Origin of the sequence: Klebsiella pasteurii, from assembly GCF_018139045.1 — a bacterium.
Taxonomy (GTDB): Bacteria; Pseudomonadota; Gammaproteobacteria; order Enterobacterales; family Enterobacteriaceae; genus Klebsiella; species Klebsiella grimontii.
In genome coordinates this window covers 2,669,945-2,695,842 of sequence record NZ_CP073236.1, presented here as the reverse complement: position 1 = coordinate 2,695,842, position 25,898 = coordinate 2,669,945, and the positions used below count along the sequence as shown (strand labels likewise).

The 25,898-nt window shown below is 57.7% G+C and carries 26 protein-coding genes and 5 tRNA genes; 21 read left to right on the top strand and 10 right to left on the bottom strand.

Features of this window, described 5'->3' with window-relative positions:
* Positions 1 to 68: 68 nt before the first annotated feature.
* On the top strand, positions 69 to 1,613 hold the full coding sequence (norR, locus tag KCG39_RS12605; RefSeq protein ID WP_057173199.1) for a nitric oxide reductase transcriptional regulator NorR: 1,545 nt from the start codon (positions 69 to 71) through the stop codon (positions 1,611 to 1,613).
* On the opposite strand, the gene gutQ is transcribed toward norR, so the two are convergent.
* From gutQ to srlA, 7 genes are all read right to left on the bottom strand, one after another.
* Complete coding sequence (gene gutQ / locus KCG39_RS12600) at positions 1,576 to 2,541, bottom strand: arabinose-5-phosphate isomerase GutQ (RefSeq protein WP_004104827.1); 966 nt, start codon at positions 2,539 to 2,541, stop codon at positions 1,576 to 1,578. The genes norR and gutQ overlap by 38 nt on opposite strands.
* A complete protein-coding gene (gene srlR, locus KCG39_RS12595; protein WP_004124044.1) occupies positions 2,534 to 3,307 on the bottom strand; it encodes a glucitol operon DNA-binding transcriptional repressor SrlR in 774 nt (257 codons plus the stop codon). The genes gutQ and srlR overlap by 8 nt, the downstream gene beginning before the upstream one ends.
* Before the next feature lie 68 nt (positions 3,308 to 3,375).
* A complete protein-coding gene (gene gutM, locus KCG39_RS12590) occupies positions 3,376 to 3,735 on the bottom strand; it encodes a transcriptional regulator GutM (RefSeq protein ID WP_139529000.1) in 360 nt (119 codons plus the stop codon).
* 130 nt (positions 3,736 to 3,865) lie between these two features.
* Positions 3,866 to 4,645, bottom strand: a complete 780-nt coding sequence (gene srlD, locus KCG39_RS12585; RefSeq protein ID WP_004124038.1) for a sorbitol-6-phosphate dehydrogenase — start codon at positions 4,643 to 4,645, stop codon at positions 3,866 to 3,868.
* 17 nt (positions 4,646 to 4,662) lie between these two features.
* Complete coding sequence (gene srlB, locus KCG39_RS12580) at positions 4,663 to 5,025, bottom strand: PTS glucitol/sorbitol transporter subunit IIA (RefSeq protein WP_004124022.1); 363 nt, start codon at positions 5,023 to 5,025, stop codon at positions 4,663 to 4,665.
* A gap of 13 nt (positions 5,026 to 5,038) precedes the next feature.
* Positions 5,039 to 6,016: a PTS glucitol/sorbitol transporter subunit IIB gene (gene srlE / locus KCG39_RS12575; RefSeq protein ID WP_211811620.1), complete on the bottom strand. Its 978-nt coding sequence runs from the start codon at positions 6,014 to 6,016 to the stop codon at positions 5,039 to 5,041.
* Entirely contained in the window at positions 6,013 to 6,576 is a 564-nt protein-coding gene (gene srlA, locus KCG39_RS12570) for a PTS glucitol/sorbitol transporter subunit IIC (RefSeq protein WP_004104818.1), read from the bottom strand. Before srlA ends, srlE begins: the two co-directional genes overlap by 4 nt.
* Positions 6,577 to 6,838: 262 nt before the next feature.
* Here srlA and mltB point away from each other — a divergent pair, with 262 nt between their 5' ends.
* The 4 genes from mltB to KCG39_RS12550 all read left to right on the top strand — a co-directional run bounded on the left by mltB (position 6,839) and on the right by KCG39_RS12550 (position 10,576).
* Positions 6,839 to 7,915: a lytic murein transglycosylase B gene (mltB, locus tag KCG39_RS12565; protein WP_009651581.1), complete on the top strand. Its 1,077-nt coding sequence runs from the start codon at positions 6,839 to 6,841 to the stop codon at positions 7,913 to 7,915.
* Positions 7,916 to 8,118: 203 nt separating this feature from the next.
* Positions 8,119 to 8,829, top strand: coding sequence for a metal ABC transporter ATP-binding protein (locus KCG39_RS12560; protein ID WP_162626111.1), 711 nt, complete (start codon positions 8,119 to 8,121; stop codon positions 8,827 to 8,829).
* The gene (locus KCG39_RS12555; RefSeq protein ID WP_004124010.1) at positions 8,826 to 9,689 is read left to right on the top strand and encodes a metal ABC transporter permease; all 864 of its coding nucleotides are present in this window, start codon (positions 8,826 to 8,828) and stop codon (positions 9,687 to 9,689) included. The genes KCG39_RS12560 and KCG39_RS12555 overlap by 4 nt, the downstream gene beginning before the upstream one ends.
* 8 nt (positions 9,690 to 9,697) lie before the next feature.
* Positions 9,698 to 10,576: a metal ABC transporter substrate-binding protein gene (locus KCG39_RS12550; protein WP_004124008.1), complete on the top strand. Its 879-nt coding sequence runs from the start codon at positions 9,698 to 9,700 to the stop codon at positions 10,574 to 10,576.
* A 38-nt stretch (positions 10,577 to 10,614) separates the two neighbouring features.
* On the opposite strand, the gene KCG39_RS12545 is transcribed toward KCG39_RS12550, so the two are convergent.
* Positions 10,615 to 10,839, bottom strand: coding sequence for a hypothetical protein (locus KCG39_RS12545; RefSeq protein WP_004124007.1), 225 nt, complete (start codon positions 10,837 to 10,839; stop codon positions 10,615 to 10,617).
* Positions 10,840 to 11,043: 204 nt separating this feature from the next.
* Between KCG39_RS12545 and pncC the strand changes: the two genes are divergently transcribed.
* From pncC to KCG39_RS12465, 16 genes are all read left to right on the top strand, one after another.
* Entirely contained in the window at positions 11,044 to 11,541 is a 498-nt protein-coding gene (pncC, locus tag KCG39_RS12540; RefSeq protein WP_004124005.1) for a nicotinamide-nucleotide amidase, read from the top strand.
* An 80-nt stretch (positions 11,542 to 11,621) separates the two neighbouring features.
* Positions 11,622 to 12,680 (top strand): recombinase RecA, encoded by a 1,059-nt coding sequence (gene recA / locus KCG39_RS12535; RefSeq protein ID WP_004124003.1) that lies wholly within the window; start codon positions 11,622 to 11,624, stop codon positions 12,678 to 12,680.
* A 70-nt stretch (positions 12,681 to 12,750) separates the two neighbouring features.
* Complete coding sequence (gene recX, locus KCG39_RS12530) at positions 12,751 to 13,251, top strand: recombination regulator RecX (RefSeq protein WP_004124002.1); 501 nt, start codon at positions 12,751 to 12,753, stop codon at positions 13,249 to 13,251.
* A 130-nt stretch (positions 13,252 to 13,381) separates the two neighbouring features.
* On the top strand, positions 13,382 to 16,009 hold the full coding sequence (alaS, locus tag KCG39_RS12525) for an alanine--tRNA ligase (protein ID WP_112167306.1): 2,628 nt from the start codon (positions 13,382 to 13,384) through the stop codon (positions 16,007 to 16,009).
* A 238-nt stretch (positions 16,010 to 16,247) separates the two neighbouring features.
* Positions 16,248 to 16,433 carry a carbon storage regulator CsrA gene (csrA, locus tag KCG39_RS12520; protein WP_000906486.1) on the top strand — a complete coding sequence of 62 codons (186 nt, stop codon included), beginning with the start codon at positions 16,248 to 16,250 and terminating at the stop codon, positions 16,431 to 16,433.
* 323 nt (positions 16,434 to 16,756) lie between these two features.
* A tRNA-Ser gene (locus KCG39_RS12515) sits at positions 16,757 to 16,849 on the top strand.
* Positions 16,850 to 16,853: 4 nt separating this feature from the next.
* Positions 16,854 to 16,930 (top strand) — tRNA-Arg (locus KCG39_RS12510).
* Positions 16,931 to 17,124: 194 nt separating this feature from the next.
* A tRNA-Arg gene (locus tag KCG39_RS12505) sits at positions 17,125 to 17,201 on the top strand.
* A 192-nt stretch (positions 17,202 to 17,393) separates the two neighbouring features.
* Positions 17,394 to 17,470: transfer RNA gene (locus tag KCG39_RS12500), tRNA-Arg, on the top strand.
* 121 nt (positions 17,471 to 17,591) lie between these two features.
* A tRNA-Arg gene (locus tag KCG39_RS12495) sits at positions 17,592 to 17,668 on the top strand.
* A gap of 318 nt (positions 17,669 to 17,986) precedes the next feature.
* Entirely contained in the window at positions 17,987 to 18,301 is a 315-nt protein-coding gene (locus tag KCG39_RS12490) for a BON domain-containing protein (protein ID WP_004123998.1), read from the top strand.
* A gap of 127 nt (positions 18,302 to 18,428) precedes the next feature.
* On the top strand, positions 18,429 to 18,995 hold the full coding sequence (gene yqaB / locus KCG39_RS12485; protein WP_004123996.1) for a fructose-1-phosphate/6-phosphogluconate phosphatase: 567 nt from the start codon (positions 18,429 to 18,431) through the stop codon (positions 18,993 to 18,995).
* Positions 18,992 to 19,420: a YqaA family protein gene (locus KCG39_RS12480; RefSeq protein WP_004123993.1), complete on the top strand. Its 429-nt coding sequence runs from the start codon at positions 18,992 to 18,994 to the stop codon at positions 19,418 to 19,420. Before yqaB ends, KCG39_RS12480 begins: the two co-directional genes overlap by 4 nt.
* A gap of 66 nt (positions 19,421 to 19,486) precedes the next feature.
* On the top strand, positions 19,487 to 21,043 hold the full coding sequence (gshA, locus tag KCG39_RS12475; protein ID WP_004123989.1) for a glutamate--cysteine ligase: 1,557 nt from the start codon (positions 19,487 to 19,489) through the stop codon (positions 21,041 to 21,043).
* Positions 21,044 to 21,208: 165 nt separating this feature from the next.
* Positions 21,209 to 21,724: an S-ribosylhomocysteine lyase gene (luxS, locus tag KCG39_RS12470; RefSeq protein ID WP_004104795.1), complete on the top strand. Its 516-nt coding sequence runs from the start codon at positions 21,209 to 21,211 to the stop codon at positions 21,722 to 21,724.
* Between the two features lie 57 nt (positions 21,725 to 21,781).
* Positions 21,782 to 22,549, top strand: coding sequence for an AraC family transcriptional regulator (locus tag KCG39_RS12465; RefSeq protein WP_211811619.1), 768 nt, complete (start codon positions 21,782 to 21,784; stop codon positions 22,547 to 22,549).
* On the opposite strand, the gene leuA is transcribed toward KCG39_RS12465, so the two are convergent.
* Positions 22,528 to 24,204, bottom strand: a complete 1,677-nt coding sequence (gene leuA / locus KCG39_RS12460) for a 2-isopropylmalate synthase (protein WP_123828890.1) — start codon at positions 24,202 to 24,204, stop codon at positions 22,528 to 22,530. The genes KCG39_RS12465 and leuA overlap by 22 nt on opposite strands.
* A gap of 143 nt (positions 24,205 to 24,347) precedes the next feature.
* Positions 24,348 to 25,886, bottom strand: coding sequence for a multidrug efflux MFS transporter permease subunit EmrB (emrB, locus tag KCG39_RS12455; protein ID WP_004123984.1), 1,539 nt, complete (start codon positions 25,884 to 25,886; stop codon positions 24,348 to 24,350).
* Positions 25,887 to 25,898 lie beyond the last annotated feature (12 nt).

Sequence of the window (25,898 nt, the reverse complement as noted above, 5' to 3'; positions counted from 1 at the left end):
GTCAAAATGACAATGGTTAAAATAGTCGATATGACTATGTGGGTTGTCAGAATGACTATGAGGCGACAATGAGTTTCTCCGTCGAGGCCCTGGCGAAAATAGCCATTGATTTACAAAGCGATCTCGGCCACGCCGACCGTTTTTCGCGGCTGATTACCACCCTGCGGCAGATACTTGGCTGTGATGCTTCGGCGCTGCTGCGCTACGAAGCGCACCAGTTTGTGCCGCTGGCGATTGATGGCCTGGCCCAGGACGTGCTTGGCAGGCGCTTTGCCCTTGAAGGCCACCCGCGGCTGGAGGCGATTGCCCGCGCGGGGGACGTGGTGCGTTTCCCGGCGGACAGCGATCTACCGGACCCTTACGATGGCCTGATCCCCGGTCAGGAGAGCCTGAAGGTACACGCCTGCGTCGGCCTGCCGCTGTTTGCCGGGCAAACCCTGATTGGCGCGCTCACCCTCGACGGCATGGATGCGGACCGTTTTGACAGCTTCAGCGACGAGGAGCTGCGCCTGATTGCCGCCCTGGTGGCCGGGGCGCTCAATAACGCGCTGCTGATCGCCCGGCTGGAGAACCAAAACGTGCTGCCGGAGCAGGCTATCGTTTACCCGCCGGCCGAACGTCAGGAGATCATTGGCCTGTCGGCGCCGATGCTGCAGCTCAAGAAGGAGATCGACATCGTCGCGGCTTCCGACTTAAACGTGCTGATTAGCGGCGAGACCGGCACCGGCAAAGAGCTGGTGGCGAAAGCGGTACATCAGGGATCGCCGCGAGCGGCCAATCCGCTGGTCTATCTCAACTGCGCGGCCCTGCCGGAGAGCGTGGCGGAGAGCGAGCTGTTTGGCCACGTCAAAGGGGCGTTTACCGGGGCGATCAGCAACCGCAGCGGCAAATTTGAAATGGCGGACAACGGGACGCTGTTCCTCGATGAAATCGGCGAGCTTTCGCTGGCGCTGCAGGCCAAGCTGCTGCGGGTGCTGCAGTATGGCGATATTCAGCGCGTCGGCGACGATCGCAGCCTGCGGGTTGATGTGCGGGTGCTGGCGGCCACCAACCGCGACCTGCGTCAGGAGGTAGTGGAGGGGCGTTTTCGCGCCGACCTGTATCATCGTCTGAGCGTGTTTCCGCTGTCGGTTCCGGCGCTGCGCGAACGGGAAAATGACGTGGTGCTGCTGGCTGGTTATTTCTGCGAACAGTGCCGTTTACGCATGGGGCTGGCGCAGGTGATTTTAAGCGAGGCGACGCGGGCCAGACTGCTGGCCTGGCCATGGCCGGGCAACGTGCGCGAGCTGGAGCACGCTATTCATCGGGCGGTGGTGCTGGCGCGGGCGACGCAGGCGGGTAATGACATCGCGCTGGAGCCGCAGCACTTTCAACTGGCCGGGGAAGCGCCGGTCTTGCCGAGCGTCAGTCCGCATCCGGCGGCGGAAGCGGTGAGCCTGCGCGAGGCGACGGAGGCGTTCCAGCGCGAAGCGATAGCCAGCGCGCTGGCGGCTAATGGCCGCAGCTGGGCCGGCGCCGCCCGCGCGCTGGGGCTCGATGTCGCCAACCTGCACCGGCTGGCGAAGCGTCTGGGGCTTAAAGGATCCCGGCCTGATAAAAATTCTGCAGGTTAATCGCGCCGACCAGTTGGCCGTTTTCATCCACCACCGGAGCGGCGCTGATTTTGTGCTTCATCAGGCGCTCTTTGGCTTCTATCGCGCGGCTTTCCGCCTGCAGAGTAACGCCGTTGCGGGTCATCGCCTGGCTGACGATATCCTGTAAGCTGCCGCCGCCCACCAGCCAGCGGCGCAGGTCGCCGTCGGTAAACACGCCCTGCACGTGATTACGTTCATCGCAGACTGCCACCAACCCCAGGCCGGTGCGGCTGAGTTCGAGCATCGCGTCCATCACGCTGGTGTCGTTGGCGACGCGCGGCACGTCGCCGTCGCGGCGCATCAGATGGTGAACTTTGTTCAGCAGCCGCGCGCCCAGCGCGCCGGCCGGGTGCGAACGGGCGAAATCTTCTTCGTTAAAGCCGCGGGCCTGCATCACCGCCATGGCCAGCGCGTCGCCGAGCATCAGGGTATTGACGGTACTGGAGGTCGGCGCGAGGTGCATCGGACAGGCTTCACGCTCTACGGCAATATCAAGCACCGCTTTAGCCGCCAGCGCCAGCGGCGAAGTGGATTTACCGGTCATCGCCAGCAGCGGAATGGATTTTTCCTCCAGGCGCGGGACGATAAGATCCAGCTCTTTGGCGCTGCCGGAGTAGGAGATAAACAGCATCACGTCGCGGCTGTCGAGCATTCCGAGATCGCCGTGCAGCGCTTCCGCCGGGTGGACGAAAAATGCCGGGGTGCCGGTGCTGGCGAAGGTGGCGGCCAGTTTTTTACCGATATGGCCCGATTTGCCGATACCGGAGACCACCAGTTTGCCCTCGCAGTGGATGATGGTTTCCGCTGCGCGGATGAAGTCGTCGCCCAGGCGTTCAGGCAGGCGGCTCGCCTCCTGAAGCTCCAGCATTAGGGTCTGGCGTCCGGCTTCTAACAGAAAGTTACTCATGATGTTCTCCAGTAATAATGACTTCGATGCCTTTGTCTTCCAGCGCCCGCTTAAATTCCGGGCTGATATCGGCATCGGTAATCAGTTTGTCCACGCTCTCGAGGCCGCAGACGATATTGGGACTTTTGCGGCCAAACTTTGACGAGTCAGCCATCAGGATAACTTCGCGGGCGGCATTGCACATCGCTTTGCTAACCGTATAAACCTCATTAAAGGTGGTGACGCCGGCGATTAAATCAATGCCGTCGGTGCCCATAAACAGGCGGTCGAAGCTGAATTGTTCGAAGGCATTTTCCGCCAGTTGGCCGTGAAAAGAGGCCGATTTTTTGCGAAACGTGCCGCCCGGCATCAGGATGGTTTGTTCATTATCCAGTTCGGAGAGGGCGTTGACGATATGCAGGCTGTTGGTCATCACGGTGATGTTGTTGAAGCGGCTGAGCATCGGCACCATTTGCAGCACCGTACTGCCGGCATCAAGAATGATCGAGTCGCCATCGTGAATAAAGCTGACCGCGGCTTCGGCAATCCGCTCTTTTTTATGGGTGTTGATCAGCGTTTTGTGGTCGATGGGCGGATCGGCCTCGTCTTTATTTAACACCACGCCGCCGTAAGTGCGGATAACGGTACCGGCATTCTCAAGGATCACCAGATCCTTACGGATGGTGGTGCCGGTGGTGTCGAAGTGTTGCGCCAGCTCTTCGACCGAGCATTTACCCTGCGTTTGCAGGTGCTCGAGAATGGCTGCCTGGCGCTGACGTGGTTTCATAGGCGTTGTATCCTGCGTTTAAAGTTTCGAAATGATAATTTCGCAAGATATTAACGTTCACAACGAAATTATCCATGTTTCGGATTAAGCGCTAATGATAGTGCATTCTGACAGAGCGGATCATTGGGAAAGATCACATCAGGCTGCAATTCCTTGAGATGCTTACCGGTGAGGGCGGGAATTTTTTGCGGCCTGGCGAAGACGGTGAGGCCTTTCATTAACAGCGTATCGCGGATGCGGTCGTCTTCGTCGACGGCAATGGCGACAACGGCCCGCGGCTTGAACCGCCCCGAGGAACGGCCCACGCCGACGCGGCCCTGCTGGCACAACCGGTCGAACGCGCGATTGAACTGCCGGATTTGCCAGCCGCCAAAGGCGAGCTGGGTTATCCAGGCGATGGCGGCGACGGTGATAAGTACGGTAACCATAAAAGTCTCCATAAAGTGTGGTGTAGGGAAGACCCGGGTCGCGGCGCGTGCGCCTTACCCGGGCTACGGACCGGCGCGGGTTGCCGGTTTTGTAGCCCGGGTAAGCGCAGCGCAATCCGGGAATCCTGTTTTAAAACATCACCTGCCCGCCGGTGACGTTAATGGACTGGCCGGTGCAGTACGAAGCCTGCGGACTGGCATAAAACATCAACACGTTAAGTACGTCCTGGTAATCGCATCCGCGCTTCAGCGGGACTTTGTCGATGTAATACTGCTCGACCTGCTCCTCCGGGATCCCCAGCTTGGTGGCGTACTGCGGCAGGAGAGACTGGAACATCGGCGACTTCAGCAGGTTGCCGAGCATCAGGGAGTGCACGGTAATCCCGTACTCCGCGAGGTCCAGCGCCAGCGACTGCGTCAGCCCCACGCCGCCGAACTTCGCCGCGCTATAGCCGGAGTTATGCTTGCTGCCCACTTTGCCGGATTTAGAATTGATCTGAATAATGCGTCCTTTAATGCCGTCGCGGATCATCAGGCGGGAAAACTCGCGGGCGCAAAGGAAGTAGCCCACCAGATTCACCTGCAGCGAGCGGTCGAAATCCCCCAGTGCGAAATCGCTGATAAACGCCGCTTTAGCGATCCCGGCGCTATAGACCAGCAGGTCGACGCGGGAAAAAATGTCGTCCACCCCGCGGGCGAGGGCGACGACGCTGGCTTCGCTGGTGGCGTCCGCGCCGAAGCCCCACGCCGTTCCTTCGCCATATTCCGCGTTAATTGACTGCGCGACGCGGGACGCTTTATCGCTTTGAATATCGACCACCGCCACGCGATAGCCTTCCGCGGCAAGCCCGCGACACAGAAACTCCCCTAAGGTTTGTCCCCCACCGATGACAACAGCAACCTGATTCATACTTTTCTCCTTACAGCTTAAGCAACAAATTTCAGTACGCAGCCGGCGGCGATGCCCTCCGGCACCGGGCCAGCCACGTGTACGGTTCCGGGGAATTCCGCTTCGCGGTGACCGTCAAAGCGCAGCGTGATATGGCCCAGCTCGCGCAGGTTCTGCTCGGCGACGTCGCCGACGGCGGTGACCGGGTAGCGCATCTCGCCAAGCTGCAGCTCCGCACCCGGCACCAGCGCGCCGGACAGCTCGCCGTGGTTGTGAATAAAGCAGTACTCTTCGATATCGGCCGGGGCGCCTTCGCGGAAGGTGATCAGCATCTGCTCGTCCAGCGCCATCGCCGCGCTGGCGCCGATATGGGTAATGGTGGTCTGGTAAATCACGGTCATCTTCAGGAACCTCTTATTGGTAAATAAATCCGGAAACGAACCAGGCGATCAGCACCGTTGGCGCGCCGGTCAGGAAGCGGCTCACCAGTACCGACGGTACGCCGACGCGCACGGTGTCCTGGCGCGCTTCCGCCAGCGACAGGCCAACCGGGATAAAGTCGCAGGCGGCCTGGGCGTTAATGGCGAACAGCGCGGGCAGGGCGAGGTGCGGCGGAATATTGCCAAGGCCAATCTGTACGCCAATCAGCACGCCGATGACCTGGGCGATGACCGCGCCGGGGCCGAGAAACGGCGACAGCAGCGGGAAAGAGCAGATCAGCGCCAGGGTGACGAGGCCCAGCGGATGGCTGGCGAGCGGCGCCAGGCCGTGGGCAATCCAGTCGCCGATGCCGGAGGCCATGATGATGCCGATCAGCGCCGCGACGAAGGCCATAAACGGCAGAATAGTTTTCAGCACCGTATCGATGGTGTCGCGACCGGCCTGGAACAGCACCGCCACGACCGAACCCATCCCCATTCCAACTTTGGCCAGCAGGCCGTCGCTCTGCTCGGTTATTTTCTTGCTGGTGTCATAGTCGCGGGCCGCCGGCTGAACAGGCGCGGCCTGCGGGGCCGGGGAGTCGCCATCTTCCAGCGCGATAATGTTCTCCTCTTTGACGCCGGAAACGTAAATATCTTCGACGATGTACTGCGCCAGCGGACCCGATTTGCCGGTCGCGTGAATATTAATGGTCGGAATGCGGCGCTTCGGGTAGATACCGCAGCGCAGGGTGCCGCCGCAGTCGATAATCACCACGCCGATTTCCGCTTCCGGCGGTTCGCCCTCTTTGAAGCCATCGACCGCCTGCCAGCCGGTGAGGCGGGCAATTTTATCGACGATCGCCGGGCGGGTGCCCGCGGTGATATAGACAATCTTTTTACCGGCAACGGCGTCGAGTTCGAGCGGGCCGCCCCAGCCGCCGGCGCCTTTTTCAATGCGAATACGGGTCATGATGTCGCTCCTGACAGATGCACTTTCTGCTCAAGCTGGATAGCCATTTTTTTCTCAAAAATCGACGTGGTCAGGTCGGTCACCCAGCCGCGGAAGAAGTTCGTCACCAGGCCCACCAGCAGATAGCTCACCGCCAGCGGCCCTAACGGCAGACCGAGGGTGGTTAGCCCGTTGGCAATCCCCAGATAGACGAACAGTTCGCCGGGGTTGATGTGCGGAAACAGGCCGTTCATTGAGTGGCAGCTGTAGGAGGCCGCCGCGTAGTAGCTCGGTTTGTATTTCTCGGGCATAAAGCGCCCAAGGCTCAGGGTCATCGGGTTACAGAAAACGAAGGTGCCGATGCAGGGCAGCAGCAGGTAGCGGGAGATCGGATTACCGGCGCAGCGCTGCGCCAGCTTTTCGATCCGCTGCTGACCAATAAAGTTGATCAGCGCGTTCATGATCACCAGCAGACTGATCAGCAAAGGCAGGATCCCGGTGACCATACCGGTGAACACCTCGCCTCCCTTCTGAAACAGGCCGATAAACCATTCGGCGCCGTGGGTAACGACTTCAATCATTGTTCTCTCCTTCAGCGTGTTATTTTTCTTGCTAACTGGCAGCTAATTTTAATCATTTTAAAAGGTTTGAAATTGTTATATTGATCGCAAAATGAAAGATAAATATTTTATTTTGAAAGATTGTGGCTGAAGTGAACGAAGGATCCGACGGGGCGAGAGGAAAAAAGGCGATAAAAAAGAATTTACATTGCCGCCGCTTCCTTGTGAGCGGGCGCATGCTTTACCATAATTACCCCTTGCCGATTTGTTAAATGGATGTCCCATGTTGAAGCGTCGTTCCCTGGCTTTACTCCCCCTGTGCGTTCTCCTCGCTGCCTGCAGCAGCAAACCTCAAACTCCTGCGGAAAAGGAAATGGCGGGCGGTACGGGCGGTTTTTTACTCGAGCCGCAGCATAACGTGATGGAGATGAGCGGCGATTTCGCCAATAACCCGGCGGCGGAACAGTTCATTGATAAAATGGTGAGCAAGCACGGCTTCGACCGACAGCAGCTGCATCAAATCCTCTCCCAGGCCAAACGCCTGGACTACGTGCTGCGTCTGATGGACCGTCAGGCGCCCACCGGACTGCCGCCGTCAGGGCCAAACGGCGCCTGGCTGCGCTACAAAAAGCAGTTTATTACCCCGGATAACGTGCAGAACGGCGTGGCGTTCTGGAACCAGTATCAGGATGCGCTCAACCGCGCGTACCAGGTATACGGCGTGCCGCCGGAGATTATCGTCGGGATTATTGGCGTCGAGACCCGCTGGGGGCGGGTGATGGGGAAAACCCGCATCCTTGATGCGCTGGCGACGCTGTCGTTTAACTATCCGCGCCGCGCCGAGTACTTCTCCAGCGAGCTGGAAACGTTCCTGCTGATGGCGCGCAGCGAACAGGACGACCCGCTCGATCTGAAAGGCTCCTTCGCCGGCGCGATGGGCTACGGTCAGTTTATGCCTTCTTCTTACAGGCAGTACGCGGTGGACTTTAACGGCGACGGGCATATCAACCTGTGGGATCCGGTCGATGCGATTGGCAGCGTGGCGAATTACTTCAAGCAGCACGGCTGGGTGAGCGGCGATCTGGTGGCGGTACAGGCGCTGGGCCAGGCGCCTGGGCTGAACAATGGGTTCAAAACCAAATACAGCGTCTCGCAGCTGGCGGCGGCAGGACTTACCCCGACTCAGCCGCTGGGTAACCATCAGCAGGCGAGCCTGCTGCGTCTGGATATCGGCACAGGCTACCAGTACTGGTACGGCCTGCCGAACTTCTACACCATCACCCGCTATAACCACAGCACCCATTATGCGATGGCCGTCTGGCAGCTGGGGCTGGCGGTTTCTCAGGCCCGCATGCAGTAATCCCGCCTTCTGCGCTCCTCTCCGTGCGGAGAGGAGTCTGTAACATTTTGCAGCATTTCCTTTTGTTGACGCCAATTTACATTCCGCGCTTCTTTTAATATTGTTATGTTATAACATTTTATTGAGGCGTTAACATTGACTTCCTTATTGATGACATCAGGTATAGCCCGGCTGGGGATGGCCTGCGTGCTGCTGGCCGCTCTGTGGCTGGCAACCTGGTGGGCGGTATCGCTGCCATGATTGAGCTCGATCATCTGGTGGCTGGCTATGAAGGGCTGGCGATCACGCCGTCGCTGAGCGGCGCGATTGCAGCGGGGAGTATGACCGCTATCGTCGGCCTGAACGGCTGCGGCAAATCGACGCTGTTAAAGACGCTGGCCGGATTTATTCCGCCGGTCAGCGGCCGCCTGAACTGGCGCGACGGACGGCCGGTTATCGGCTGGCTGGCGCAGCGGCATGCGCTGGAGTCGCAGTTTCCGCTCACGGTGCAGGATGTCGTCAGCCAGGGGACCTGGCCGTGCGTATCGCTGCTGCGTGGGCTCGGAGGAGGGGGGCGTCAGCGCATCGTCGCAGCCATAGAGCGGGTGGGGCTGTTAACGATGGCGAAAACGCCGATTGAGGAGCTCTCCGGCGGTCAGTTTCAGCGCATGCTGTTCGCGCGGGTGATGGTGCAGCGCGCGCCGCTGGTGATGCTCGACGAACCGTTTACCGGCATCGACGAAGCCACCTGCCGCGAGCTGATGGCGCTGATCCTGGAAATGCATCAGCAGGGGCAGACGATTCTGGCGGTGCTGCACGATAACCAGCGGGTCGCCGACTATTTCCCGGAAACGATGCTGCTGACGCCGCAGCGCGCCCGCTGGGGCAGTACGCCTGATGTGCTGCCCGCCTTTCACGGCGCGAGGCTGGCATGATCTGGCATACCTTCATTCAGCCCTTTATCGAATTTGGCTTTATGCGCCGCGCGCTGGTGGTGTGCCTGGCGTTGTCCCTGAGCACCACCATGCTCGGCGTCTTCTTGCTTTTACGCCGCATGAGCCTGATGGGCGATGCGCTCTCGCATGCGATTTTGCCGGGTGTGGCCGCGGGCTATCTACTTAACGGGATGTCGCTGCTGGCGATGACCGTCGGCGGTTTTATCGCCGGGATTGCGGTCGCGCTGGTGGCGGGGTGGGTCAGCCGACGCACGCCTTTAAAAGAGGATGCCAGCTTTGCCGGATTTTATCTTGGCTCCCTGGCGCTGGGCGTGACGCTGGTCTCGCTGCGCGGCTCTAACGTCGATCTGCTGCATCTGCTGTTCGGCTCGATTCTGGCGGTGGACAGCGATTCTGCGTTGTTTGTGAGCGGCGTCGCCAGCCTGACGCTGATCTGCATCGCCCTGTTTTATCGCGGCCTGGTCAGCGAAGCCTTCGACAGCGTCTGGCTTCAGGTCAATGCACGAAGGTTGCCTGCGCTGCTGCACGGCCTGTTCCTCGCCCTGCTGGTTCTCAATCTGGTGGCCGGGTTTCAGGTGCTCGGCACGCTGATGGCAGTGGGGGTCATGATGCTGCCCGCGGTCGCGGCGCGATGCTGGGCGCGGACGCTGCCGGGCATTCTGCTGCTGGCGGCGCTCATTGGCGGTTTTTGCGCGTGGATGGGGCTGAGCCTGTCGTGGGCGGCAAACCTGCCTGCCGGGCCCGCCATTGTGCTGACTGCCAGCGGCATCTTTTTTATATCGGTGTTTTTTGGCACGCGCAGCCGGCTGGTTGTCGGCTGGCGCAAATTAATGGGGTAAGGAATATGATGAAACGTACCGGGATATGGCTAGCGCTGGCGCTGGGTTTGGCATCGCACGGGGTGATGGCGAAAACCCTAAACGTGGTGAGTAGTTTTTCCGTATTAGGCGATATGGTGCAGCAGATTGGCGGCGAACATGTGCATGTGGATACGCTGGTAGGGCCGGACGGCGACCCGCACACCTTTGAACCCTCGCCGAAAGACAGCGCGCTGCTGAGCAAAGCCGATGTGGTGGTGGTGAACGGCCTGGGGCTGGAAGGCTGGCTGGACAGGCTGATTAAGGCATCGGGGTTTAAAGGCGAGCTGGTGGTGGCTTCCGACGGCGTAAAAACCCATACGCTGGAAGAAGATGGCGCAACGGTAACCGATCCGCACGCGTGGAACAGCGCCGCGAACGGTGCGCTGTATGCGCAGAATATCCTCAACGCCCTGGTGAAAGCCGACCCGGAAGATAAGTCGGCGCTGGAGGCATCCGGTCAGCGCTATATCAGCCAGCTCAATGAGATCGATCGCTGGGCAAAAGATCGGTTCAGCGCCATTCCGCAGGCAAAGCGTAAGGTTCTGACCAGCCACGACGCGTTCGGCTATTTTGGCCGCGCCTATGGTGTGACCTTCCTCGCGCCGCAGGGATTGTCTTCGGAAAGTGAAGCCAGCGCGGCGCAGGTGGCGGCCTTAATCAAACAGATTAAAGCCGACGAGGTGCATACCTGGTTTATGGAAAATCAGCTTGATCCAAGACTGGTTAAACAGATTGCCAGCGCAACGGGCGCGCAGCCGGGGGGAGAGCTCTACCCTGAAGCGCTCTCTAAACCGGGCGGCGTGGCGGACAGCTACGTGAAAATGCTGCGTCACAACGTGGAGCTGATTGCGGCGAGTATGAAATAAATGAAGCCGGCCCGCGGCGGGCCGGTTATCTGACCTGATTATTCTTCAAGTATCTTTTTGATTTTTTTGGTTAATGTGAAACCAAAGACAATACAGCCCACCCCCAGCAGGATCTGTACGCCTTCGTACAGCGGGTTGAATGAGCGGGTAAATATATTCAGTAGCGCGGTAAACAGTGACACGACGCCACAGATAAACAGGCACAAGCGCACCTGGCGTATTTTTTTCACGTTCTGCTCTGAGGTAAGCGGTGTTTTGACCATTCCTGGTAACCTCTTATTTCACTCTTCCTGATATGTGCGGTGAATTGTGACACCGGCGACCCCTGGCGGCTATCCGAAAATGCGTCGTCGGACATGGTCGATGTTTTTCTGAAGCAGACTCGTAAATTCGTTACCTCATCCCCATATCTCTGCTGGAAGTGCTATCTTTGATGGCCTGGTTGTACAGCTTACGTGGGGCGACGAATGACAGATTCCGAATTAATGCAGCTGAGCGAGCTGGTGGGGCAGGCGCTGAAAGCGCGCGGCGCGACGGTGACCACGGCGGAGTCCTGCACCGGCGGCTGGGTCGCCAAAACCCTTACCGATATCGCCGGTAGTTCGGCATGGTTTGAGCGCGGTTTTGTGACCTACAGCAATGAAGCGAAATCGCAGATGATTGGTGTCAGCGAAGCGACGCTGCTTGAGCATGGCGCGGTGAGTGAACCGGTGGTCGTGGAGATGGCGATTGGCGCCCTGCGCGCGGCCCGCGCGGACTATGCCATTTCGGTCAGCGGCATTGCCGGACCGGATGGCGGCAGCGCGGAAAAGCCGGTGGGAACCGTCTGGTTTGGCGTCGCCAGCGCCAGCGGACAGGGCGTGACCCGGCGCGAATGCTTTGCCGGAGACCGCGAGTCGGTACGCCGCCAGGCCACGGCCTATGCGCTAAATCTCCTCTGGCAACAATTTCTACAAAACACTTGATACTGTATGACTATACAGTATAATTGCTTCAACAGAACAGAATTCACTACCCGGTTACACCCGGCATGAGAGGAGTAATAATGGCTATCGACGAAAACAAACAGAAAGCGTTGGCGGCAGCACTGGGCCAGATCGAAAAACAATTCGGTAAAGGCTCCATCATGCGCCTGGGTGAAGACCGTTCCATGGATGTGGAAACTATCTCCACCGGCTCGCTTTCCCTTGATATCGCCCTGGGCGCAGGCGGCCTGCCGATGGGCCGTATCGTCGAGATCTACGGGCCTGAATCTTCCGGTAAAACTACGCTGACGCTGCAGGTTATCGCCGCCGCGCAGCGCGAAGGCAAAACCTGTGCGTTCATCGATGCGGAACACGCGCTGGACCCGGTTTATGCACGCAAGCTGGGCGTCGATATCGACAACCTGCTGTGCTCCCAGCCGGATACCGGCGAACAGGCTCTGGAAATCTGTGACGCGCTGGCGCGTTCCGGCGCGGTAGACGTTATCGTCGTCGACTCCGTTGCGGCGCTGACGCCGAAAGCGGAAATCGAAGGCGAAATCGGCGACTCTCACATGGGCCTCGCGGCGCGTATGATGAGCCAGGCGATGCGTAAACTGGCGGGCAACCTGAAGCAGTCCAACACGCTGCTGATCTTCATCAACCAGATTCGTATGAAAATTGGCGTGATGTTCGGTAACCCGGAAACCACCACCGGCGGTAACGCGCTGAAGTTCTACGCCTCCGTTCGTCTGGACATTCGTCGTATCGGCGCGGTGAAAGAGGGCGATAACGTTGTCGGCAGCGAAACCCGCGTTAAAGTGGTGAAAAACAAAATCGCCGCGCCGTTTAAACAGGCTGAATTCCAGATCCTCTACGGTGAAGGGATTAACTTCTATGGCGAGCTGGTCGATCTCGGCGTGAAAGAGAAGCTGATCGAGAAAGCCGGTGCCTGGTACAGCTACAACGGCGATAAAATTGGTCAGGGTAAAGCGAACGCAATCTCCTGGCTGAAAGAGAACCCGGCTGCGGCAAAAGAGATCGAGAAGAAAGTTCGTGAACTGCTGCTGAGCAATCAGGACTCCACGCCGGACTTCGCGGTTGATGGCAACAGCGAAGCGGAAACCGAACAGGATTTCTGATATCGTCTGAACAGACTAACAAGGGGCCGCTTACGCGGCCCTTTTGCTTTTTTGATTAGCGAGGCTGCCCGTGACTGAAACTTCATCCCGCCGCTCTGACTACGCCAGGCTGCTGGATCGCGCGATTCGCATTCTGGCAATGCGCGACCACAGCGAACAAGAGCTAAGGCGCAAACTGGCCGCGCCGGTTATGAGTAAAAATGGGCCTGAAGCGCTGAACGTGACGCCGGAAGAGGTCGATAAAGTTGTTGAATGGTGCATTGAGAACCGCTACCTGGACGACGAACGCTTTGTTCGTCAGTTTATTGCCAGCCGTAGCCGCAAGGGATACGGCCCGGCGCGCGTCCGCCAGGAGCTAAAGCAGAAGGGGATTTCCCGCGAGACGATAGAGTCAGCCATGCGCGAGTGCGTAATCGACTGGGCGCAGCTTGCTAAAGAGCAGGCGCAGCGAAAATATGGCGAACCCCTGCCCACCGTATTTGCCGAAAAAGTCAAAATTCAGCGCTTTTTGCTCTATCGCGGTTATCTGATGGAAGATATTCAGGAAATCTGGCGAAATTTTGCAGATTGACCCATCCGGGATTTTACTTCCCCGTGAAGAAAACTTATCTTATTCCCACTTTATTTTCGTGAGTAGCCTGCCGGTCGATACTGGGCAGTGGCTGCCAGCGACATTTCGTTAGCTTGATTTCAGGATAATTATGAGCAAGAGCACCGCTGAGATCCGTCAGGCGTTTCTCGACTTTTTCCATAGTAAAGGACATCAGGTAGTTGCGAGCAGCTCCCTGGTGCCGCATAACGACCCGACCCTGCTGTTTACCAACGCCGGGATGAACCAGTTCAAGGATGTCTTCCTTGGTCTCGACAAACGTAATTATTCGCGCGCGACCACCGCGCAGCGTTGCGTTCGTGCGGGTGGTAAACACAACGATCTGGAAAACGTCGGCTACACCGCGCGTCACCACACCTTCTTTGAAATGCTGGGCAACTTTAGCTTCGGCGATTACTTCAAACAGGACGCCATCAAATACGCATGGGAACTGCTGACCGGTGAAAGCTGGTTCGCCCTGCCGAAAGAAAAACTGTGGGTGACCGTTTACGAAACCGACGACGAAGCGTTCGACATCTGGGCAAATGAAGTTGGCGTACCGCGCGAGCGTATTATCCGCATCGGCGACAACAAAGGCGCGCCGTTTGCTTCCGATAACTTCTGGCAGATGGGTGACACCGGGCCGTGCGGTCCCTGTACCGAAATCTTCTTCGACCATGGCGACCATATCTGGGGCGGCCCTCCGGGAACACCGGAAGAAGACGGCGACCGCTATATTGAGATCTGGAACATCGTCTTTATGCAGTTCAACCGTCAGGCTGACGGGACTATGGAACCGCTGCCGAAGCCGTCCGTGGATACCGGTATGGGCCTCGAGCGTATTGCCGCCGTTCTGCAGCACGTGAACTCCAACTACGATATCGATCTGTTCCGCGATCTGATTAAGAACGTGGCGAAGGTTACCGGCGCCACGGATCTGTCTAACAAGTCGCTGCGCGTTATCGCCGACCATATTCGTTCCTGCGCGTTCCTGATTGCCGATGGCGTTATTCCGTCGAATGAAAACCGCGGCTACGTGCTGCGCCGCATCATTCGTCGCGCAATTCGCCATGGTAATATGCTGGGCGCGAAGGAGACCTTCTTCTGGAAACTGGTTGCCCCGCTGATTGACGTAATGGGTTCTGCCGGTGATGAGTTGAAACAGCAGCAGGCTCAGGTTGAGCAGGTGCTGAAAACCGAAGAGGAGCAGTTCGCCCGTACTCTGGAGCGCGGACTGGCGCTGCTGGATGAAGAGCTGGCTAAACTGCAGGGCGACACGCTGGACGGTGAAACCGCTTTCCGCCTGTACGATACCTACGGCTTCCCGGTTGACCTGACCGCGGACGTTTGCCGCGAGCGCAACATCAAAGTTGATGAAGCGGGCTTTGAAGCGGCAATGGAAGAGCAGCGCCGCCGCGCGCGCGAATCCAGCGGCTTTGGCGCGGACTACAATGCGATGATCCGCGTTGACGGCGCCTCTGAGTTTAAAGGCTATGACAGCCTGGAACTGAACGGCAAAGTCACCGCGCTGTTTATCGATGGCAAAGCGGTTGATGCGGTTAACGCGGGCCAGGAAGCTGTGGTCATTCTGGATCAGACGCCGTTCTACGCGGAATCTGGCGGCCAGGTGGGCGACAAAGGCGAACTTAAAGGCGCCGGTTTCTCCTTCCACGTCAATGACGCGCAGAAATACGGTCAGGCCATTGGTCATATCGGTAAAGTCACCAGCGGCTCGCTGAAAGTCGGCGACGCCGTGCAGGCCGATGTTGATGAGGCTCGTCGTCAGCGTATCCGCCTCAACCACTCCGCGACGCACCTGATGCACGCGGCGCTGCGCCAGGTACTTGGTACGCACGTTGCGCAGAAGGGGTCGCTGGTTAACGACAAAGCGCTGCGCTTTGACTTCTCGCATTTTGAAGCGATGAAGCCGGAGGAGATCCGCGCGGTAGAAGATCTGGTGAACGCGCAAATTCGTCGCAACCTGCCGATCGAAACCAATATCATGGATATTGACGCTGCGCGTGAATCCGGCGCGATGGCGCTGTTTGGCGAGAAGTATGACGATCGCGTTCGCGTACTGAGCATGGGCGATTTTTCCACCGAGCTGTGCGGCGGTACTCACGCCTCGCGCACCGGTGATATCGGCCTGTTCCGCATTACCTCTGAATCCGGCACCGCCGCGGGCGTGCGCCGTATCGAAGCGGTCACCGGCGAAGGCGCGATGGCGATGCTGCATGCGCAGAGCGATCTGCTGGGCGATATCGCGCAGCTGCTGAAAGGGGATACCCACAGCCTCGGCGACAAAGTCCGCGCCGCGTTAGAACGCAGCCGTCAGCTGGAAAAAGAGCTGCAGCAGCTGAAAGAGCAGGCTGCTGTGCAGGAGAGCGCAAATCTCTCCAGCAAAGCGGAAGAGATTAACGGCGTTAAGCTGCTGGTCAGCGAGCTGGCCGGCGTTGAGCCGAAAATGCTGCGTACTATGGTTGACGATCTGAAAAATCAACTGGGTTCAACGATTGTCGTGTTGGCCACGGTCGCAGAAGGTAAGGTTTCTCTGATTGCTGGTGTGTCTAAGGATGTGACAGACCGCGTGAAAGCAGGGGAACTGATAGGTATGGTCGCCCAGCAGGTGGGCGGTAAAGGGGGCGGTCGTCCGGATATGGCGCAAGCCGGCGGTACCGACGCGTCTGCTCTCCCTGCTGCGTTGGCCAGTGTGAAAGGCTGGGTAAGCGCAAAACTGTAATAACTATAATTGCATAGATGCTGTGATTCTCGGATTACAGCATCTTGCGCGAGAAGCACTGATAACGATAAAGTCGGGTTGAAGTTGTGTATATCGGCTAAACTTAGGTTTAACAGAATGTGATGCCGTGACTGCTTACACCGTAGGGTGTTTGTCATCGCTTACTTTTTGGCGTTATATGATGGATAATGCCGGGATACGAGAGACCCGACTCTTTTAATCTTTCAAGGAGCAAAGAATGCTGATTCTGACTCGTCGAGTTGGTGAGACCCTCATGATTGGAGATGAGGTCACTGTGACAGTTTTAGGGGTGAAGGGTAACCAGGTACGTATTGGCGTTAATGCCCCTAAAGAAGTCTCCGTGCATCGTGAAGAGATCTACCAGCGTATCCAGGCTGAAAAATCCCAGCAGTCCAGTTACTAAGGTTTTCGCGCCTCGCTGTTCGGTGAGGCGCCTCCTTCTATCCCCCATTTGTGCCACTTTTCCTCTCCGATAGCTTCTCTTTTTTGTCTCTTTCTCAGCGTCCGCGACAGTTATCTTTTGCGTTAGCCGCGGCGTAATCGCCAATTTCTTGTTGATAAAATACTCTTTTTGCCGTTTTCACAGGCTAATTGCGCGGGAAGTGTGCAAACGAAAAAAAGGTCTCGAAAAAAGGTTTGACTTATAAGTACCAGAAAGTAATATGTGCGCCATCGCAGCGACGAAGAGCAGAAACAAGTTCTTCGAAGCACTCGTAAGAGGCGTGTGGTGAGGTGGCCGAGAGGCTGAAGGCGCTCCCCTGCTAAGGGAGTATGCGGTCAAAAGCTGCATCCGGGGTTCGAATCCCCGCCTCACCGCCATTTTGCATCCGTAGCTCAGCTGGATAGAGTACTCGGCTACGAACCGAGCGGTCGGAGGTTCGAATCCTCCCGGATGCACCATATTCTCCATACCTTCAGCAACGAAGGTGTGGATGAGGTGGCGGTATTAGCCGCAAGCACCAGAGAGGATAACGTTGCTTTAGCAACGGCCCGAAGGGCGAGCCGCAAGGCGAGTCATCCTCCCGGATGCACCATCTTACTTGATACGGCTTTAGCAGCGGTATCAAAATCTGCAGTAAAGTAAGTTTCCCGATGCATCCGTAGCTCAGCTGGATAGAGTACTCGGCTACGAACCGAGCGGTCGGAGGTTCGAATCCTCCCGGATGCACCATATTCTCCGAGATAGCAGCCACGCTGTTGTTTCACGGTCTGCGAGATAATCGCCAGCACCAGGGAGGATAACGTTGCTTCAGCAACGGCCCGAAGGGCGAACCGAGTGAGTCATCCTCCCGGATGCACCATCTCTTACTTGATACGGCTTTAGTAGTGGTATCAATATCGGCAGTAAAGTTAGTTTCCCGATGCATCCGTAGCTCAGCTGGATAGAGTACTCGGCTACGAACCGAGCGGTCGGAGGTTCGAATCCTCCCGGATGCACCATATTCTCCAAGATAGCAGCCACGCTGTTGTTTCATGGTCTGCGAGATAATCGCCAGCACCAGAGAGGATAACGTTGCTTCAGCAGCGGTATCAATATCGGTAGTAAAGCAAGTTTCCCGATGCATCCGTAGCTCAGCTGGATAGAGTACTCGGCTACGAACCGAGCGGTCGGAGGTTCGAATCCTCCCGGATGCACCATCTTCTCCGAGATAGCAGTCACGCTGTTGTTTCATGGTCTGCGAGATAATCGCCAGCACCAGGGAGGATAACGTTGCTTCAGCAACGGCCCTGAGTCATCCTCCCGGATGCACCATCTTCTCCGAGATAGCAGCCACGCTGTTGTTTCATGGTCTGCGAAATAAGCTCCAGCCACTCTCTTTGTCTCAAAACCTCTTAAGCGCAATAATACACCTCCCCCTTCAGCACTTTTTTCATTGGCAACTCCCTATTTCCACTATAATTTATTCCTGTTAACCGACCTGATACTGGGTGGGATAAGTGCAAGGAGAGAAATCCATGAAATGGTTCAAGGCAATATCTGCGTTTTGCGCGACGCTTCTGGTCGCCGTATCGCTGGCGGGCTGCGCAGGTTCGTCCACAAAGGAAAGTACCGGAGGGTATATTGACGATACCGTCGTGACCACCAAAGTCAAAACCGCGCTCTTCAATGACAAAGAGATTAAGTCTTCGGAAATTAGCGTCCAGACTTTTAAAGGTCGTGTACAGCTCAGCGGCTTTGTCTCATCCGCCGATAGCGCTAAACGAGCGGTAGAAGTGACGCGAAAAGTGCAGGGCGTTCGTATGGTTGAGAACGATTTAAGAATCAAATAAACGCACCACACTGCATCTGTATCAACAAGGGCGCCATCGAGCGCCCTTGTTGTATCTACCGCTGGCAGCGACAAAGCAGACCTTTTGCGTTACAGTAACTCCTCCTTAACAGGTTGGTGAGAAGACGATGTACGAACGTTACGCAGGACTGATTTTTGATATGGATGGCACGATCCTCGATACCGAGCCTACGCATCGTAAGGCATGGAACGAGGTTCTGGGACGTTACGGTATGCGTTTTGATATGCAGGCTATGGTCGCGCTTAACGGTTCTCCAACCTGGCGGATCGCTCAGGCCATTATCGAATTAAATCAGGCTGATTTAGATCCTCACTCTCTGGCGCAGGAAAAAACGGACGCCGTGAAAGCGATGCTGCTTGATAGCGTCCGCCCTTTACCGCTGATTGAGGTGGTCAAAGAGTGGCACGGTCGTCGTCCGATGTCGGTCGGTACCGGCAGCGAGAGCGCCGTTGCTGAAGCGCTGCTGGCCCATCTGGGCCTGCGCCACTACTTCTCGGCGGTGGTTGCCGCCGATCATGTCGCCAACCATAAACCCGCGCCTGATACTTTCTTACTCTGCGCTGAACGCATGGGCGTTGCAGCGGAGAAATGCGTGGTCTTTGAAGATGCGGACTTCGGTCTGCAGGCGGCAAAGCGCGCCGGAATGGATGCCGTGGACGTGCGATTGCTGTGAGCGACTCGCTGTCGCTGATATCGCTGTTTGCCAGCAGCTTTTTGAGCGCCACGCTGCTTCCCGGCAATTCGGAAGTGGTGTTAATTGCTATGCTGCTGGCGGGGGTGAGTCAGCCGTGGTTACTGGTTTTAATAGCAATAATCGGTAATAGCCTTGGAGGGGTAACTAACGTTATTCTGGGGCGCCTGTTTCCGCTGCGCAAAACATCGCGCTGGCAAGAGAAGGCGTCCGGCTGGCTGAGGCGCTACGGCGCGGCCGCGCTATTATTAAGCTGGGCGCCTGTTATAGGCGATTTGCTGTGTTTACTGGCGGGATGGATGCGCATTTCCTGGGGACCAGTGCTCTTTTTTTTATGCCTTGGCAAAGCAATACGCTATATCGTCGTTGCGGCGATAACGCTTCAGGGCATGACGTGGTGGCACTAATTGGACTGATTGTTCAACCATTACAATTATGCTAATTCAAACGATTTCGACAGGCGGGAGGTCAAATTGATCCCGGACGTATCACAGGCGCTGGCCTGGCTGGAAAAAAATCCGCAGGCGCTGCAGGGTATTCAACGTGGTCTTGAACGCGAAACGCTGCGCGTCAACGCTGACGGCACGCTGGCCACTACCGGTCATCCGCAGGCACTGGGTTCAGCGCTGACTCATAAGTGGATTACCACCGATTTTGCCGAAGCTTTGCTGGAATTTATTACGCCGGTTGATGGCGATATCCAGCATATGCTCACCTTTATGCGCGATGTTCATCGCTATACCGCACGTCATATTGGCGACGAGCGCATGTGGCCGCTGAGCATGCCTTGCTATATCGCGCCCGGCCAGGATATTGAACTGGCGCAGTACGGCACCTCTAATATCGGTCGCCTGAAAACGCTGTATCGTGAAGGGCTGAAAAATCGCTATGGCGCGCTGATGCAAACCATCTCCGGCGTGCACTATAACTTCTCGCTGCCGATGGCTTTCTGGCAGGCTAAGTGCGGCGTTGAGGATGCGGAAAGCGGTAAAGAAGCGATTTCAGCGGGCTATTTCCGCTCCATTCGCAACTACTACCGTTTTGGTTGGGTGATTCCGTACCTGTTTGGCGCTTCCCCGGCGATCTGCTCGTCGTTCCTGCAGGGCAAACCGACGTCGCTGCCGTTTGAGAAAGCCGGCAACGGCATGTACTACCTGCCGTATGCGACCTCGTTGCGTCTGAGCGATCTGGGCTATACCAATAAATCGCAAAGTAATCTCGGAATTACGTTTAACGATCTCTACGAGTATGTGGCAGGATTGAAGCGGGCGATTAAAACGCCTTCCGAAGAGTATGAAAATATCGGGCTGGAGAAAGACGGTAAGCGTCTGCAAATCAACAGCAACGTGCTGCAGATTGAAAACGAGCTGTACGCGCCGATTCGCCCGAAACGCGTGACCCGCAGCGGCGAAACGCCTTCCGACGCGCTGCTGCGCGGCGGTATTGAGTACATTGAGGTTCGCTCCCTGGATATCAACCCGTTCTCGCCGATTGGCGTTGACGAGCAGCAGGTGCGTTTCCTCGATCTGTTTATGGTCTGGTGCGTGCTGGCTGATGCGCCGGAGATGAGCAGCGACGAGCTGCTGTGCACGCGCACCAACTGGAATCGGGTGATTCTGGAAGGCCGTAAGCCGGGCCTGACGCTGGGGATTGGCTGCGAAACCGCGCAGTTCCCGCTGGCTCAGGTCGGCAAAGATCTGTTCCGCGATTTACGCCGTGTGGCGCAGACCCTGGATAGCATCCACGGATGCCAGGCCTATCAGCAGGCCTGCGATGAGCTGGTCGCCTGCTTCGACAATCCGGAATTAACCTTCTCGGCGCGCATTCTGCGTTCTATGCTTGAAGAGGGGATTGGCGGCACCGGCAGAGAGCTGGCCGATCGCTATCGGACGATGCTACGCGAAGAGCCGCTGGAAATTTTAAGCGAGGCGGATTTTGTTGCCGAGCGTGAGGCATCGCTACAGCGACAGAAGAAGGTGGAAGCGGCGGATAGCGAGCCGTTTGAAGCGCTGCTGGCAAGGCACGCGTAGCTTTACGCGCCGTAAAAAAGAAAACGGCCACATCACTGTGGCCAAACTTTCATCTCTGATTCAGGGATGATGATGATAATAAATGCGCGTCTTTCATATACTCAGACTCGCTGCCTCAAAAAGAGTTCATTTTATTTTTAAAAAAATCACTATCGGAGGTGAAGAATGCCGTTGTTAGATAGTTTCACAGTCGACCATACCCGAATGGAAGCGCCTGCGGTGCGTGTCGCGAAGAAAATGAACACGCCTCACGGCGATGAAATCACCGTTTTCGATCTGCGATTCTGCGTGCCAAACCAGGAAGTGATGCCGGAAAGAGGCATTCATACCCTTGAGCACCTGTTTGCCGGCTTCATGCGCGATCACCTGAACGGTAATGGTGTGGAAATTATCGACATCTCTCCGATGGGCTGCCGCACCGGGTTCTATATGAGCCTGATCGGTACGCCGGACGAGCAGCGCGTCGCGGATGCCTGGAAAGCGGCGATGGCCGACGTGCTGAAGGTGAAAGATCAGAACCAGATCCCGGAGCTGAACGTTTACCAGTGCGGAACCTACACCATGCACTCGCTGGAAGAAGCTCAGGAAATCGCTCGCCATATCATCGAGCGCGATGTCCGCGTCAACAGCAACGATGAGCTGGCGCTGCCGAAAGAAAAACTGCAAGAACTGCACATCTAGTGCTTCTGCTACGGCCCGGCGAACTCCGTCGGGCCGCTATTCCCTGACGCCGCGGCGATGGCGACGACCTTAACCTTCAATTTTCAACACCGTTCGCTGGTGCCTTTTGCCCATGATTACGCCCATGGCGATAGCGAACCCTGGCATCAGCACGATTGCGCCCAGCTGCTGCATATTCTCAGCGGCGTGGTGCGGGTAGAAACCGAGCATGGCTACTGGGTTGTGCCGCCGGGGCGAGGCGTCTGGCTGCCCGCCGGTACCCCACATACCCTGCGGGTTACCGGCGCTGTCGCTGCGCGAACCCTGTTTATCGATCCTCTCGCGCGTGCCGATCTTCCCTCTGCCTGCCAGATAGTGCAGGTGACTCCGCTGCTGCGTGAACTGATTGTCGCGTCGCTGACGCTGGCGGAATCCTACGCGCCGGGCAGCCGCGATGAACGCATCTACGAACTGATCCTTGATGAAATTCGCGGTATGGCGGTGCTGCCGTTTGGCCTGCCGGAGCCGCAAAGCGAAGCCCTGCGCCGTTTATGCCAGAAGGTAAGAGAAGCGCCCGGCGACTCGTGGAGCAGCGCCGAGGCGGCGAAAGAAAGCAGCATGAGCGAGCGCACGCTGAATCGTCATTTTCAGCAGCAGACCACGCTCACCTGGAGCGAATGGGTGCGCCGGGCGAAGCTGATGGAAGCGCTGGTTCGCCTGGCGCAGGGGCAGTCGGTACTGCGGGTGGCGCTGGATCTCGGCTACGGTAGCCACAGCGCTTTTAGCGCCATGTTTCGCCGGGTAACAGGCGTTGCCCCCAGCGACTACTTCCGTTCACCGGAATAATGACCTGCGCTCATCGCATTACACAGCGCCTGCAGCGAGGCGCGCGCCACGTCGTTATCAATTCCCACCCCCCAGCGGCTGTCGCCATTCGGGAAGACGCAGCGAATATAGGCTACTGAACGGCTGTCGCTACGTTCGCCGAGGGTATGCTCGTGATAATCCTTAATCACGAAGTTCTGTTTTAACAGGCCGCTCAGCCCGCTGGCGGCGGCGGACAGCAGGCCGTTGCCGCGGCTCTGCAGACGTCGCGTTTCGCCGGCGATACGCAGGGAGGCCTGCAGAGAAAGCTGACCGTCCTGCTGGCTATCACTTTGGTAATCCAGCAGAGCCAGCGGCGGCTGGGGGAGCAGCCCATAGCGGGCGCGAAACAGCTGCCACAGCGCGTTGTGGGTCATCTCTTTACCATGCGTATCGGTTTCGCGCTGGACGTGCAGGCTAAAATCCTGCTGCAGCGCGCGCGGCAGCTTCAGACCATGATTCTGCTCAATCAGCCACGCGCTGCCGCTTTTGCCGGACTGGCTGTTAACGCGGATCACCGCCTCGTAGCTACAGCCGATATCCTGCGGGTCGATGGGCAGGTAGGGCATTTCCCAGCGATCGCCGGGCCGGCGGGCATCGAACCCTTTTTTGATCGCATCCTGATGCGAGCCGGAAAAGGCGGTATAGGCCAGGCTTCCCGCCCATGGGTGGCGCGGATGAACCGGGATCTGGTTGCAGCTTTCGACGATCTCGACCACCCGCTTCATCTCAGTGAACCTGAGTCGGGGATCGACGCCCTGGCTGTAGAGATTCATCGCCAGTGTCACCAGACAGACGTTACCGGTGCGCTCGCCGTTGCCGAACAGGCAGCCTTCGACGCGGTCGGCGCCGGCCATCACCGCCAGCTCCGCGCTGGCGACGCCGGTTCCCCGGTCGTTATGTGGATGGACGCTGATGCACACATCGGCGCGGCGCGAGAAGTGACGACAAAAAAACTCAATTTGATCGGCATAAACGTTAGGCGTGTTGACTTCCACCGTCGCGGGCAGGTTGATAATCATCGGCCGTTCGGCGCAGGGCTGCCAGATTTCCGCCACCGCTTCGCAAATTTCCAGCGCGAATTCCGGCTCGGTAAAACAAAAAGTTTCCGGGGAGTACTCGTATTGCCAGCGGGTCTGCGGCTGCTGTTCGCATTGCTGGCGGATAAGGCGGGTGGCTCGGGTCGCCAGCTCGACGATCTGCGTTTTGTTCATCCCGAATACCCGCTCGCGGAACAGCGGAGCGGTGGCGTTATAGAGGTGGACGGTGGCGCGGCGGGCGTCGCGCAGCGATTCGAAGGTCCTGAGGATTAAATCTTCCCGTGCCTGGGTTAGCACCTGAATCGTCACATCCTGCGGGATACGCCGTTCTTCAATCAATTGACGCACAAAGTTGAAATCGGTTTGCGAGGCCGAGGGAAAGGCCACTTCGATCTCTTTAAATCCGCACTCCAGCAGTAAGTCCCAGAACTGCAGCTTGCGCGCGCTGTCCATCGGCTCGGCCAGCGCCTGGTTGCCATCGCGCAGGTCGGTGGAGAGCCAGCGCGGGGCGCGGGTAATTTGCTGCTCCGGCCAGCGACGGTCGGGCAGGGCAATAGGCGGATAGGGACGGTATTTTTCACCAGGTTGAGTCAGCATGATTTTCTCCTTCTAAGCGGATCTTTATCGTGCATGACAAGGCGAAGAGGCATCTCCAGCGAACTGGACATAAACTAGCGCAAACTGGACAACCTGCGCGGCGGCCATAAAAAAGGGATCCGTAGATCCCTTCAGGTCAAACCTTAGTGCGCGCCGCCACCGCCGCCGCCGGCGCTGAACGGCGGTCTGGCAAACCATACCAGCCCGAGCAGAAGGATAAATATCGCCGCCGAGAACCAGAAAATTTCGTTGGCGGAGATAATCAGCCCCTGGTTGGTTATCTGCTGCGCGATCCAGCCGGACGCCTGCTGCTGCGTCATCCCTAATCCCTGCAGTTGGTCATACATCTGCTGGGCGTTGGGATTATACGGCGTCACCGACTCGGTAAGCTGAGCATGGTGCAGCGCCTCGCGGTTCGTCCACATGGTGGTGGTAATCGAGGTGCCGATGGAGCCCGCCAGGGTACGCGTGAAGTTCGACAGGCTCGATGCCGCCGCTAGCCTTTCCGGCGGCAGGCCGGACAGCGTAATGGTGGTCAGCGGCATAAAGAAGCAGGCTACCGCGAAGCCCTGGATAAACTGCGGCCACGCCGAGGCGCCGAAATCCATACCCGGTTCGAAGGTCCACGCACGCCAGTAGAAGCAGACCGCGTACATAATAAAGCTGAAGGTGACCAGCCGACGCATATCCAGCTTATGCGCGAAGCGGCCGATAATCGGCGACAGGATAACCGGGATCACCCCGACCGGCGCCGAAGCCAGACCGGCCCAGGTGGCGGTATAGCCGTATACCTCCTGCAGTAGCTGCGGCAACAGCACGATAGCGCCGAAGTAGAGCATATAGGCGAGGCTGATACACAGGCAGCCGATGGTGAAGTTTCGCGACTTAAAGAGCGACAGATCGACTATCGGGTTGTCGTCGGTTAACTCCCAGACGATCAGGAAGCTTATCGCCACCACCGCGACAATGGTCAGGATGATGATCTCGTTCGAGGCGAACCAGTCCAGCTCTTTACCCCGGTCGAGCATCACCTGCAGGCTGCCGATACCGATGATCAGCAGCGCCAGGCCGACGCCGTCAATCCGCCGCTGCTCGGTGCGGGTTTCGCGATTGCGCAGGGTCTGTAGCGTCATCACCACCACGGCGATGCCAATCGGCACGTTGATAAAGAAGATCCAGCCCCAGTGGTAGTTGTCGCTGATATAGCCGCCGAGGATAGGGCCGCAAATCGGCGCGACGATCACCGTCATTGACCACAGCGCCAGCGCGATAGAGCGCTTGGCAGGCGGGTAGTTGCTGAGCAGCAGACTTTGCGATAGCGGGATCAGCGGACCGGCGACGATCCCTTGAATCACGCGGAAGAAGATCAGCATCGTCAGGCTGTTTGACATGCCGCAGGCCCAGGAGGCGATGGCGAACGCCACCGTCGACCAGAGGAACAGCTTCACTTCGCCAACGCGCTTTGCCAGCCAGCCGGTAATCGGAATGGAGATAGCGTTCGCCACCCCAAACGAGGTGATAACCCAGGTCCCCTGGCTCAACGATGAGCCAAGGTTACCGGCGATGGTGGGAATGGCCACGTTGGCGATGGTGGAGTCCAGCACCTGCATAAAGGTCGCGAGCGACAGCGCAATGGTCATAATGACCAGCTGCGCGCCTTCCAGCGGTTTTTGCTGTTGCATTACGCTCACCCC